At 39.7% G+C, this 13,566-nt stretch carries 8 protein-coding genes and 2 pseudogenes; 6 read left to right on the forward strand and 4 right to left on the reverse strand.

The genetic code is table 11. From position 1 onward, the window contains the following. The first annotated feature begins 76 nt into the window (after positions 1 to 76). From CLV57_RS12480 to CLV57_RS12490, 3 genes are read left to right on the forward strand one after another with little or no spacing between them, the layout of a single operon-like run. Complete coding sequence (locus tag CLV57_RS12480; protein ID WP_100341728.1) at positions 77 to 1,612, forward strand: glycosyltransferase family 39 protein; 1,536 nt, start codon at positions 77 to 79, stop codon at positions 1,610 to 1,612. Positions 1,613 to 1,657: 45 nt separating this feature from the next. After that, the gene (locus CLV57_RS12485) at positions 1,658 to 2,029 is read left to right on the forward strand and encodes a DMT family protein (RefSeq protein WP_100341729.1); all 372 of its coding nucleotides are present in this window, start codon (positions 1,658 to 1,660) and stop codon (positions 2,027 to 2,029) included. Between the two features lie 29 nt (positions 2,030 to 2,058). Then, on the forward strand, positions 2,059 to 3,150 hold the full coding sequence (locus CLV57_RS12490) for a DUF6438 domain-containing protein (protein ID WP_100341730.1): 1,092 nt from the start codon (positions 2,059 to 2,061) through the stop codon (positions 3,148 to 3,150). Between the two features lie 7 nt (positions 3,151 to 3,157). Here CLV57_RS12490 and CLV57_RS12495 read toward each other — a convergent pair whose 3' ends face one another. After that, positions 3,158 to 4,519, reverse strand: coding sequence for a pyridoxal-phosphate dependent enzyme (locus tag CLV57_RS12495; RefSeq protein WP_100341731.1), 1,362 nt, complete (start codon positions 4,517 to 4,519; stop codon positions 3,158 to 3,160). A 3,462-nt stretch (positions 4,520 to 7,981) separates the two neighbouring features. Between CLV57_RS12495 and CLV57_RS18760 the strand changes: the two are divergent. From CLV57_RS18760 to CLV57_RS18770, 3 genes and pseudogenes are all read left to right on the forward strand, one after another. Then, positions 7,982 to 8,458, forward strand: a pseudogene (locus tag CLV57_RS18760) (carboxypeptidase-like regulatory domain-containing protein); the annotation flags it as partial. Positions 8,459 to 8,632: 174 nt separating this feature from the next. Continuing rightward, positions 8,633 to 8,767, forward strand: a pseudogene (locus CLV57_RS18765) (alpha-2-macroglobulin family protein); the annotation flags it as partial. Beyond that, entirely contained in the window at positions 8,744 to 10,462 is a 1,719-nt protein-coding gene (locus CLV57_RS18770; protein WP_394339447.1) for an alpha-2-macroglobulin family protein, read from the forward strand. The pseudogene CLV57_RS18765 and the gene CLV57_RS18770, both read left to right, overlap by 24 nt. A gap of 5 nt (positions 10,463 to 10,467) precedes the next feature. On the opposite strand, the gene CLV57_RS12505 is transcribed toward CLV57_RS18770, so the two are convergent. From CLV57_RS12505 to CLV57_RS12515, 3 genes are all read right to left on the reverse strand, one after another. Then, positions 10,468 to 11,319 (reverse strand): AMP nucleosidase, encoded by an 852-nt coding sequence (locus tag CLV57_RS12505; RefSeq protein ID WP_100342835.1) that lies wholly within the window; start codon positions 11,317 to 11,319, stop codon positions 10,468 to 10,470. 90 nt (positions 11,320 to 11,409) lie between these two features. Continuing rightward, the gene (gene clpX, locus CLV57_RS12510; RefSeq protein ID WP_100341733.1) at positions 11,410 to 12,648 is read right to left on the reverse strand and encodes an ATP-dependent Clp protease ATP-binding subunit ClpX; all 1,239 of its coding nucleotides are present in this window, start codon (positions 12,646 to 12,648) and stop codon (positions 11,410 to 11,412) included. A gap of 138 nt (positions 12,649 to 12,786) precedes the next feature. Beyond that, positions 12,787 to 13,497 (reverse strand): ATP-dependent Clp protease proteolytic subunit, encoded by a 711-nt coding sequence (locus CLV57_RS12515; RefSeq protein ID WP_100341734.1) that lies wholly within the window; start codon positions 13,495 to 13,497, stop codon positions 12,787 to 12,789. Positions 13,498 to 13,566 lie beyond the last annotated feature (69 nt).

Here is a 13,566-nt window from a genome sequence, read left to right on the forward strand (position 1 = left end):
AGGCAAAACCTTTTACCTTTTAGCTTTCACCTTTTACCTCAATTACATATCTTTATCAAAACCCATTATTTTCTAAATGCCATATCTAAACAGAAGATCAAGCTACAACAACTTTATAATGGTTTTTGTATGTGTAAAAGTGGCTCTTAATCTGCTGGCTATATCACGTTTTGGCTTTCACCGCGATGAATTACTCCACCTTGCTTTGGCTGACCATATGGATTGGGGTTATAAAGAAGTGCCTCCATTTATTGCTTTAGTGGCCAGGATCAACCTCATGCTCTTCGGCGATTCTGTTTTCGGCGCCAGGATCATTACCACCATCTGCGCAGCTCTAATTGTATGGTTAACCGGCAAATTAACCGTAGAAATGGGCGGTAAAAAGTTCGCTATTGCATTAGCGTGCTCAGCGGTTATATTTTCGCCTGGTATGACGGCAACCGGTTATCTGTTCCAACCGGTAGTGTTTGACCAGCTTTGGTGGGTACTTATGGTTTGGTTGCTTGTTAAGTATGTAAACAATGATTCATCACCTAAATACCTGTATTTTATTGGATTGGTTGTGGGCGTAGGTATGCTAACCAAATATACTACAGGCTTTTTTGCTGGCGCACTTATTGTTTCCCTATTGTTTACTAAACAACGCCGCCTGCTCTACAACCGACACGTTGCCGGAGCAGCCCTTTTAGCGTTTGTTATTTTCCTGCCCAATTTACTTTGGCAATATCATCACAACTGGCCGGTTTTGAGCCATATGAATGAGCTTAAAAAAACGCAGCTTGACTTTATCAAACCGCTTGATTTCACCAAACAACAGCTAATGTCTCACGGCATCGCAGTAGTTATCTGGCTAACCGGATTTTTCTTTTTACTGCTATCATTCAAGTTACGTAAGTTTCAATTCCTGGCATTTGCTTACATCATTATTTTTTTGTTTTTGATGGAGATGAATGGTAAAAACTACTATATGTTTGGCGCCTACCCCATGTTATTTGCTGCAGGCGGATTTGGCTTTGACAGATGGATAAAGTCATCACGCAGCGTGCGTTTTGCCATTTTGGCGGTATTTGTTATTCCTAATCTTATACTTATTCCGGTAGTGTTGCCGCTATTAACATTTAACAGCACACTGGCTTATTTTAAGTATCTGAATTTAAAAGATATAACTATATGGGAAGATCAAAAACAACATGCTACCACGCAGGACTACGCCGATATGCTGGGCTGGGACGAGCTGGCACAAAAGGTTGCTCACGCATACAACAGCTTTAATCCCGAGCAACAAAAACAAACCATTATTTATGCCACTAATTATGGTGAAGCCGGCGCGCTGCGACATTTAGGTAAGCAGCATCAATTGCCTCAACCCATTAGCTTGAGCAGCAGTTTTTCATTGTGGGCACCTGCCAGAATTAACGCCAAATATGTTATTTATGTGGGCGATACCGGCGATGAAGATATGCAGTTTTACAAACCGATGCTGCATAACTATAGGAAGTTAGATAGTATAACACACACCTACGCGCGCGAAAAAGGAACCGGCATTTTTCTACTGGAACCTAAGCCGGAGTTTTATGAATTTTATCGGCAACAATTAGCAAACAAGAAATAGTTTTATTTGCTTATTGGTTTTACATTTACGCTTTTAATTTATTATATGCGCGGACTTAAAACCATTATCTTTCTGATCATATCCAACACCTTTATGACCTTTGCCTGGTACGGTCATTTAAAATTTAAAGATTACGATTGGGGCAAAAATCTGGGACTGATCTCCATAATTCTCATAAGTTGGGGACTGGCATTTTTTGAATACGTTTTTCAGGTACCGGCCAACCGCTTAGGCTTTAAGGGCGATGGCGGCCCCTATAGTCTGGTACAATTAAAAACCATTCAGGAAGCCATTACTCTAACCATTTTCATGATATTTTCCATTGTATTTTTCAAAACCGAAAAATTTGCCTGGAACCATCTGGCAGGCTTCGGGTTGATAGTTTTAGCGGTGTTTGTTATATTTAAGAAGTGGTAGCGTAATATTTACCACCATTTAACCTTGTCATGAAACGCTTCCTATTCTTATTAATGTTACTGTTAACATCGGGCTATGCTGTAAAAGCTCAAATATTTAATAAGAACCATATTTTGGGAGATTGGGTAATTCGAAGTTACACTACTGAAAAGTCCGGCAAAACTGTCAGATATCCACCAAGAATTGAAGGCTTGAGCTTTTTCGAAAATCATACCTACCGCATCAAAGATGGATTCTTTAAAAGATCAGGTAATTTAAAAATTTACCTGGGCAGTTCAAGCCAATTCAAACTAACAGGTCAAAATCTATCCCTATTTAATTTGAGCGATAAGAAGTGGTATAATTTCCAAGTAATAAACTTAGAAGGTAGCTCAATGCAATTGGTTTATAATGGTATCAAATTTACGTACCGACGGATAGAGCCTTATAGACAACAACCTCTTTTTGAAACAATAGTCCTTACTTCAAGTGGCTGTTTTGGTGAATGCCCGGCATTTTCTATTAGTATCGACATAAGTGGACGAGTAATTTTCCGGGGTGTGTACAACACTTCAAAGATAGGCTTGTATACGGGCACTATTTCCAGAAAAGTTTATAAAGAACTTGAGCTCAACTTCAGCAAATTAAGAATTGATACTATGGGAAAGCTACCGCACCACATAGATGCGATGGCAATGTCTACTACTTTTATAAAGGATGGAAAAGTATTCAAAACTATATATAACAGCGATCACGATCAATCACGGGAGCTAAGGTGGGCATATATTCCTTTAGAGAATTTATATCAACAGATAAAACTAAAAGAAGAAAAAGTGCCAAACCATCTAAAAAACCTTGATCTGAGATTTCACGCCGGCGATAAAGTTATTGATATGAAACCTTCAGACGAATTTCTTTTGTTCACTTATCTGTTAAAGGGCAAGCCTGTAAATCATCGCTTCAAAACCAAATTTAGCTTTAGGTCAGAGAATGAATATTCAAAAAAGGAGGAAGTACTATACACAGATGGCAGATATTATAAATTTATGGTTAATAATAAACCTTTAATCCTGGACATAGGCTTTAATTTTTATGATGTAAACTGCACTGGATTAAAATGGATTAGTGACCGATACTTTTAACTTATTCCTACCCAGATATAGCATTAATAATATCATACTGCGTAATGATCTCAATCTTGCCTTGTTCATCTTCCACCAAAACAGCAATATTTTCTTTATTGATCATACCTGAAATTTTATCAATAGAGGCATTCAAATCAACAAACGGGAACGGCGCTGTGGTTATATTTTTTACCGGTTGAGATTTCAGTGAGGGATTTTCAAGCAAAGCATCCAAAATATCGCTCTCCGTTATTTTACCTATCACCATTCCCTGCTGTGTAACCGGTATCTGTGAAATATTCAAAGATTTTATAGTGTTAATTGCCTCTAAAACTGTTTTGTCTACATCAATTGTAATGATCTCCGGACTTTCCTTTTTGCGGATAATATCGCGCGCGGTCAGTTTTTCATCTTTCAGGAACCCACGGTCGCGTAGCCAGTCGTCGTTATACATTTTGCCAAGGTAACGCGTACCATGATCAGGGAAAATGATCACCACAACATCACCCTCCTTAAACCGGTCTTTCATCTGCAACAAACCCGCAATTGCCGAGCCTGTTGAGTTTCCTGCGAATATACCCTCCTTCCGCGCTATCTCACGCGTCATTAACGCGGCGTCTTTGTCGGTTACCTTTTCAAAGTGATCTATCAGATCAAAATTAACGTTGGCCGGCAGAAAATCTTCGCCGATCCCTTCGGTAATGTATGGGTAGATCTCGTTCTTATCAAACTCTCCGGTCTCCTTATATTTTTTAAATACAGAACCGTAAGTGTCAATACCCAATATTTGTAAAGCCGGATTTTTCTCCTTTAAATATTTAGCAATACCCGAAATTGTGCCGCCTGTACCCACTCCTGCAATCAAATGCGTGATCTTGCCCTCGGTCTGTTCCCAAATTTCGGGACCGGTTGTTTCATAGTGCGCCTGAGAGTTAGACAAATTATCATACTGATTCGGCTTCCATGAATTGGGCACTTCCCTCTCTAACCTCGAAGAAACAGAATAATAAGACCGCGGATCTTCGGGGTCAACATTGGTTGGGCAAACAATTACTTCTGCACCAAAGGCGCGCAGGGCATCAAACTTCTCTTTTGATTGCTTATCTGTACTGGTGAAAATACATTTATAACCTTTTATAACGGCCGCAATGGCCAAACCCATACCCGTGTTGCCCGATGTGCCTTCAATAATGGTTCCGCCTGGTTTAAGCTTGCCGCTTTTTTCGGCGTCTTCTATCATTTTAAGCGCCATTCTATCTTTGATAGAGTTACCCGGATTAGTGGTCTCAATCTTAGCCAAAACCGTTGCAGGTATATCCTTAGCTATTTTATTCAATTTGACTAAAGGCGTGTTGCCTATCGTTTCGAGTATATTATTGTACCACATGGGCTTTATTTATTAAGTAGGCAGACAAACTGTTACTTGCAAACCTAAAGTTAATTTAGGGAAATAGCACATAGCTTCTCGGATGATTTTTCTATATTTATTATATAAATAATTACCGGCATACCTAAACCGATGAGAAAAACTTATATTATATTTTCAATCCTACTGTTGTTCTGCTGTTCAATAACAATGGCCCAAAAGCCATTAACTAATAGTAGGAGAAGCAGCTTATATACTTACATCTACAAATGCACCAATGCTGAAGTTTTACTAAAGTTTAAATCCGGTAAAAAGCCGTTTGATGATAAGTGGCTAAAAAACCCTGTTGACTCATTTAAAACCGACCTTCATTGGAACAACACGCTACCGCCGGGCAACTACCTTTTAGTTTGGGCCAATGAAAATAAACTACAATACAGGTTAGTTGAAAACCACACAGCATGGCCTAAAATTCTGCGCAATAATATTGACACACGTTTTATAATGACTGATGCCGCAGGCAAGCAACTCAATATATCCGTAACTATAAATAACAGAGCCCCTAAGTTTGATAAAAAAACCGGCACTTATCGTACGTCAGTCAGGAAATCGGCTTTATTACGTGCGGACTACGAAGGTGTGATCAATTATTTTAATATTGATCAGAGTGATGTCGCCCACAACTATCGCGTCGCTCCTTTTACCATGAATTGGTTTAGAAACAAGTGGTATCGAATAAAACGCCTGTTCACTCGCAAAAACAATAGCTGGCGATACAGGCAACGCTTGCAGGTTATCAATGATTACAAATCATTCATGGCATTTAATAAACCTTTATACAAACCTCGTGATACTGTAAAATTCAAAGCGTTCATCCTTGGCAAAAATGGAAAACCCATAAGTGAAAAGAGATTATTGGTGCGGATACAGGATGATGAAAGCGATGATGGCAAAATATTGGGCTACGTTAACAGTTATCGTGATGGTGGATTTGAGCACAGTTTTGTATTGACGGATAGTTTGGATCTTGATCTTGATGATGACTACTTTATTTCGTTAGAAGATCCGTCAAGCGCTAAGTTTAACACCGAAAACTATGATGGCGACATGGAAGATGATGAATACCTGGCCAAAAATAGAAAGGTATTTGCCGCGGCGAAATTTACTTACGAAGAATATGAGCTTAAATCAACCAACTTCTCCATACGAACCGATAAAAAAGAACATAGCACTGGCATACCGCTTGCTGTTTATTTGAAGGCTGTTGACGAGAACGATCTACCTGTACAGGATGGAAGAGTTGAATTAACGTTAACGCGCAGCAACGTAGCAATTTATAAAGCACCCAACGTTTTTGTTCCGGATACACTTTGGACAAAAAATGTTCAGTTAGAAACCATTGGTGAAACAAAGGTGATTATTCCTGATTCCATTTTCCCTAAAGCCAACATCAACTATCGTATAGAAGCAAACTTCCTAAACTCAAACAACGAGAGCCGGAACGAATCTGCATATATAAACTTCAAGTATGAAAATTACACTATTAACCATGAATTGGTTGCAGACACTATCAGCATAAAAAGCTATGTAAAAGGCAAGCTTGCGCAAGTACCAGCCAATATCTATGCTGTTGGAGCCAATTCTGATACCATTAGCAAAACTACGCTAAAGCTACCTGCGACATTTGTTGTCAATTCAAATGTTGCCAATTATCTGGTGGAAACAGACAGTTTAAAATATACGCTGCAAATGAGCGCTATTCAACCGGAATTAAGCATTTCGGGGTACAGAACGGCCGATTCATTGTTTGTAAAGATCAGCAATCCGCATAAATTACCCTTTTGGTATTGGATAAGTGACAACCAAAAAATTTATGATTCGGGAAACGATAGCGCGCCTTTTTACAAAATAAGGTATCGACGCTCCGGTGCTGTAAGGTTTTCTGCAAGTTACATTTGGGGAGGAGTTACGCAGTACAATTATGCAGATATTGGCTATGCTGATAAAATGTTGAATATTGATATCAAACAACCACTCGCTGTATATCCCACCCAACAAATCAACACAGATATAACAGTAACGGATGCCAACGGAAACCCAGTTGCCAATACGGATATAACTGCATGGTCATTAACGCGCAAATTTCCAAACTACAATATACCATTTATACCGTATTTGGGTAACATACCAAATGCTGTTAAAGTAAAACCATACAGCGAGTTAAGTAACAAAACAGGCTTATTAACCCTACCATTAAACTGGCAACGATGGCGTAATGAACTGAAACTTGATGCTATTGAGTATTATCGATTTGTGCATCCCTCCAGCATTTACAAAATTGAAGAACCCGCTCCCGACAATTTAACTCAGGTATCGCCATTTGTAGTAAAAAACGGCGAGATCCGCCCAATTCATATATTATATATTGATGCTGTACCTGTTTATTTTGATCAAGCCCAGCAACTCTCGAGGTATAGTTTCAGGGTAACACCGGGAAGGCATAGCTTTAAATTCAGAACTATTGATGAAAACATAATAGTTGACACTGTATTTGTAAAAGAGGGCAAAAAACTGATCTTTAGCGTGAACGATACCATAAACAATCAACGCATCATCGTTGCCAAAGCGCCATTTGAATTGACTAAATATGAAGCAGATAATATTGATAAATATCTGATCAAAGTTGTGAACAACTTCGGTGCTAAACTAACAACCATTGAACAGGATAATACACTCCTTTTATTAAACCAAAGCCCGGTTAACAACACCTACAACGGGCAATTATTGGTTGGACCTTTGTTGCCTAACACGGCATTTTTGAATGTTAAAACGCAGCCATGGCGGTCCTTTTTAGTAGAGCCACGTTACTCCTATTTGTTTGAACCTGGGTTACTAAAGCAAAAGAGTATTCCAACGCGTTACCCTTTCTCAACCTTTCATTCACCGTTAGATAAAAGTAAACGATTTTGGGAATACACATTAACAAACAAAGAAGTAGATTCCCTGTGGCAACGTTTTCTGGATATCCGCAGCCAAACAATAACACTTTTTAACAATCCTGTTATATCAGATAAGCTAAGAGGCGATCTGATCATTATGCCTGACGGAAAGAACGACCCGGCCCTGTTTATAAAAAATATCATTATTTATAAAAAAAGCGATCCGGACTACATGCGCATATATCCGGGTAACAACACGCATCTTGGTAGCTTAGGTGCAGGCAATGACTATCGCGTTTTATTCCTTTTAAGAAATAATGCGTACCACCTGGCCGATAACATAACGGTAAAACCCAATGGCTTGAATTATTATAATATTAAGTTAATTGCTCACGCTCCTGATGAAGTTAGCAAGGGAATAAATGATATTATAATAAACAGAATAGCAGATGATGACGCTAACCGCAGGTCGGCAAGCGATGCTGAAAAACTAAAGGAATTATTTAACGATAAATATTTAGACCTTTCAACATTTACCGATAGAATGGCGGGCAGAGTTACCGACAGTAATGGCGAATCAATCATAGGTGCTTCGGTACGCATAAAAGGGACGAATAAAGCATATGCTGTCACAGATATTTCGGGTGAGTTCAATATTCCGGTACCAAAGTCTGGAGTTTTAGTGATCACTTCTATCGGTTATGAAGAACAAGAAGTACCTATCCGACCAGGCACCATGGTAAATGTTGTGTTTAAAGAACTATCCAGACATTTGGACGAGGTTGTCGTTGTAGGATATGGGATACAAAAAAGGTCAAACTTAACAGCGTCAATATCTACACTCCAAGGAAAAGTTGCAGGCATTTCAATTCGTGGTAATTCATCAATCGGAGGCGACAAGCCATTGATCATCGTTGACGGGGTTCCAGTTGAAAGCATGGACAACATAGCGGCCGATAGCATTGCAGAGACCACCATTTTGAAACCTGAAGCTGCAATGGCTATTTACGGCGCACGAGCCGCCAATGGTGTTATTGTTATAACCACTAAAAAGAAAGCGGCAGCGACTGCAGCAGAAAAAACATCTGGACAAGAAATGCCTACAGGAACCCTTAGAAAGAATTTTTCTGATTATGCGTACTGGCAACCCAAACTAACCACCAACGCCCATGGTAAGGCAAGTTTCACAAGCACTTTTCCGGATGATATCACCAACTGGCGCACATTTGTAGCGGCCATTGGACCGAACCGTCAAACGGGTTCGGCAGAGGCCCAGATAAAATCATTTAAACCACTAAGCGCAAATTTGGCAACACCACAATTTGTTATTGAAGGAGATGAACTTAACGTAATAGGCAAAGTACTTAATTATGGCACCGACACTGCTAAACTGAACCGCACATTTAAATTAAATGGAGCTGTACTTAAGCAAAGCAAACTGGAAGTAACCAACTCGGTTATTGATACTTTTAAAGTGAATATAACACCGGGAGACAGCCTTGTATTTGAGTATAACATTCAACGCGAAAGCGGCTATTTTGATGGCGAACAACGAAAAATACCTGTTATAAAACGTGGCGTTACAGAAACTAAAGGCTTTTTTGAAGCTTTAGACAAAGACACTACTATCACCATGAACTTTGATCCAAAAATGGGACCGGTAACTTTCCGGGCAGAAGCATCTGTTTTGCCGACACTGGCCGAGGAAACCAGGCGCTTGCGCGATTACGTTTATCAATGTAATGAACAACTGGCATCTAAGCTAAAAGGCTTGCTTGCTGAGAAACGTATTGCTACATATTTAGGCACGCCGTTTAAGTGGGACAGGAATATAAATGAAGTGATCAAAACACTGGAAAGTAACAAACGCGGCCAGGGTTTATGGGGATGGTGGAAAGATGCAGATGAGGAAGTTTGGATAAGCCTACACGCCATAGAGGCTTTAACCGAGGCCAAAAAAGCAGGCTACAGCGTTCGGATAGACCAAAATAAATTGACAGATTATTTGGTTTACCAAATGAACACCTATAAGGGTGTTGACAAAATTCTTTCCCTGCAGTTGCTCAATACATTAAATGCCAAGGTAAATTATGAGCAATATATTACCGCTATTGATAAAGAATTAACAGATCAAAAGAAGCCCTCGCTATATGATCAATACCGGCTAATGCTTTTAAAGCAACAGGTAGGTCTGACTGTAAATACAAGCAATCTGCAGAATACTGTAAAGCGTACCTTATTCGGTAATATCTATTGGGGCGAAAATAATACTCAGTTTTTTGACAACTCAATACAATTAAGTATACTGGGATATAAAATTTTGAAGGCTGAGGGAAAGCGCGCTAATCTGCTTGCCAAAATTCGCGGCTATTTCCTTGAGCAACACCATGATGGTGAGTGGCGCAATACTTACGAAACCGCTTTAATATTAGAAACCATTTTGCCTGACGTTTTACTACCTGGCCAGCAGTCTGCCGCGCCGTCATTGATTCTTTCCGGTGCAAAAAATACAACCATTACTAATTTTCCTCATAGCGAAACATTTGACGGAGAAAGACTCATTGTAAAGAAAAACGGTAGCTTGCCCGTATACATTACCGGTTATCAGCAATACTTTAATAATGATCCCCAAAAAGTAAATAAAGACTTTGCCGTTTCAACCTGGTTTGAAAAGAACGGAAATAAGTTAACTACCCTGAAAGGCGGGCAATCGGCAATACTTAAGGCCGAAGTTGACGTAAAAGGAGATGCTGAATATATTATGATCAACATTCCAATACCTGCGGGATGTTCATATGACAACAAGAGTCAATCGTGGCTGAACAACGAAGTACACAGAGAATACTTTAAAGAGCGCGTAAGTATATTTTGCCGCAAATTAAAACAGGGTAAATATGAATTTTCTATTGATTTAATGCCGCGTTACAGCGGAAAATACAATCTTAATCCGGCAAAAGCCGAAATGATGTACTTTCCGATATTTTACGGCAGGGAGGCAATAAAACAAGTTACAATAGGCAACTAATTACGTTAGAACCGAAGATGTTTAACAGTTAATCCGTTATTGATCAATTGCTTTAACGATTCAATTCCTACTTTCAGATGTGTTTCCACATATTGCGCGGTAACACTCGAGTCGCTTTCTGTGGTTTTAACGCCTTCAGGTATCATTGGTTGGTCTGATACTAATAATAGTGCTCCGGTTGGTATGCCATTAGCAAAACCCGTGGTAAATATAGTGGCGGTTTCCATGTCAACCGCCATGGCACGTAAGCGTTTCAGATACTTTTTAAAGTCTTTGTCGTGCTCCCAAACGCGGCGGTTGGTTGTATAGCAAGTACCTGTCCAATAATCCAAAGACAGATCACGCACGGTGGTAGAAATAGCTTTCTGCAAAGCAAACGAAGGCAGAGCCGGCACTTCCGGTGGCATATAATCATTTGATGTACCTTCTCCACGTATTGCTGCTATAGGCAATATCAGGTCGCCTACATTGTTTTTACGTTTTAGCCCTCCGCATTTGCCCAAAAATATAACAGCTTTGGGGTGTATAGCCGTTAGCAAGTCCATTACAGTTGCAGCTACAGAACTTCCCATGCCGAAGTTAATAATGGTGATGCCATTAGCAGTAACACTTTGCATCGGCTTATCCAACCCCATTATGGGCGCGTTATCGTTCCACTCAGAAAACAGCTGAATGTATTTTGAAAAGTTGGTCAAGATGATGTAGTCACCAAACTGATCAAGCGGCCTACCTGTATAACGCGGCAGCCAGTTGGTAACAATTGCATCTTTTGTTTTAAGTCCCGGACGGATGGGGCTCTGTACTTCTCTAACTTTGGGGTGTGCTCCGTCTTTTTTTACATCTAATTCTTCGTTCATAACAACTCTTTTTAATACAACAAACCCCGGCAATGTGCCGGGGTTCAATGTTTATTACGTTAAATATAGCCTTTGGCTTTGCACACTTTGTTAAGCCACCTTTAATTTTTTAAGATCGCTTTTTTCAAATTTTTCTAAAGCATAATCAAGGGTTATATTTAGTTTTTTAGCATCCTTTTTTGAAGGGAACTCAAACATGGCGTCTATCATTATAGCCTCGCAAATTGAGCGTAAACCACGCGCGCCAAGCTTGAACTCCATTGCTTTATCCACTATAAAATCAAGCACCTCATCTTCAAACTCCAGTTTAACACCTTCGTAATCAAACAGCTTTTTATATTGCTTCAATAACGAGTTTTTAGGCTCAGTTAGTATATTGTATAGAGCCTCTCTGTCAAGCGGATTTAAATAAGTCAACACCGGCAAACGACCGATCAACTCTGGTATCAATCCAAATGATTTCAGATCCTGAGGAGTAATATATTTGTACAGATTTTTTAAGTCGATCTCCGCATCGTTGCCGTTGATTTTGTAACCCACTGTCTGCGTACGCAAACGGTTTGCTATTTTACGTTCAATGCCATCAAAAGCACCACCACAAATAAATAATATGTTGCTGGTGTTAACAGTGATCATCTTTTGGTCGGGATGCTTACGGCCACCTTGCGGTGGTACGTTTACCATAGTACCTTCCAGTATTTTTAATAAAGCCTGCTGTACACCTTCGCCAGATACGTCTCGGGTAATGGAAGCGTTATCGCTTTTACGTGCTATTTTATCAACCTCATCAATGTATACTATGCCGCGTTCCGCCATGGCTACATCATAATCTGCAGCTTGCAACAAACGGGTTAAAATGCTTTCCACATCCTCACCTACATAACCGGCTTCGGTTAATACGGTGGCATCGCAGATACAAAAAGGAACATTCAAAACTTTGGCTAAAGTTTTAGCTAAAAGCGTTTTACCAGTACCGGTTTCGCCCACCATAATGATGTTTGATTTTTCAATCTCCACCTCATCTTTATCAACACGCTGATTAAGCCTTTTATAGTGATTGTAGGTAGCTACTGCCAAAATTTTCTTGGCATCATCCTGCCCTATCACGTACTGATCAAGGTGAGTTTTGATCTCAGCAGGTTTTAAAACAGCCGGAGCAGTAGTTGAGGTTTTCACCTTACGTACCTTCAACTCTTCGGCGAGTATTTCATTGGCCTGATTTACACACTTATCACAGATGTGCGCGTCAAGTCCTGCTATCAGCATAAGAGAATCCTGCTTGCCAGCCCCGCAAAACGAACACCTTATTTCTTTGCTGTTTTTATTCATTTGATTTGTAATGTAAACAAAGTTAATTAATTGCTTTTTATAAAGCAATGTTAATGAGTGGTTGAGGTGACTAAGCGGGTGAGCACAAATGCAATTACCCGCTCAGTCAACTTTTTAAACTACTCATTTATAATCAAATTACTTTGATTTTGTTTTTGCACCTTTTAAAATCTCATCAATCATACCAAATTCTTTGGCTTCTTCTGAAGTCATCCAGTGGTCACGGTCAGATGCATCCCAAACTTTTTGGTAAGGTGCTCCGCTGTGATCAGCTATGATCTGATACAATTCTTTCTTTAATTTGGTGATCTCATGGTAAGTGATCTCAATGTCTGATTGCTGACCCTGAGCACCGCCTGATGGCTGGTGGATCATTACCCTTGAATGTGGCAAAGCAGCACGTTTGCCTTCCGCACCAGCACATAACAATACCGCTCCCATTGATGCGGCCATACCGGTACAAATGGTTGCAACGTCATTTGATATCAATTGCATGGTATCATAAATACCTAAACCTGCATAAACCGAACCACCCGGAGAGTTAATGTAGATCTGGATATCGCGTTTAGCATCAGCTGATTGTAAGAATAGCAGCTGTGCCTGAATTACGTTAGCGTTTTGATCATAAATGGCATCGCCAAGGAAAATAATGCGGTCCATCATCAAACGCGAGAACACGTCCATAGCCTGTACATTAAGCTGACGCTCCTCTAAAATATAAGGTGTAAAGCTGGTTGGTAAGTTCACCCTATCCACTCCGGCCATAAATTTGTCTACATGGTGGCCGCCTATTCTATGATGTTTAACAGCGTATTTTCTGAATTCGTTTCTATTAGGTATGCTTGTCATATTATGTATTTTTAGAAGTTAATTGCGAGTTATGTCGCGATAAATATAGTTTTTGTTTGAATAATATTT

Source organism: Mucilaginibacter auburnensis, from assembly GCF_002797815.1.
Classification (GTDB): Bacteria; Bacteroidota; Bacteroidia; order Sphingobacteriales; family Sphingobacteriaceae; genus Mucilaginibacter; species Mucilaginibacter auburnensis.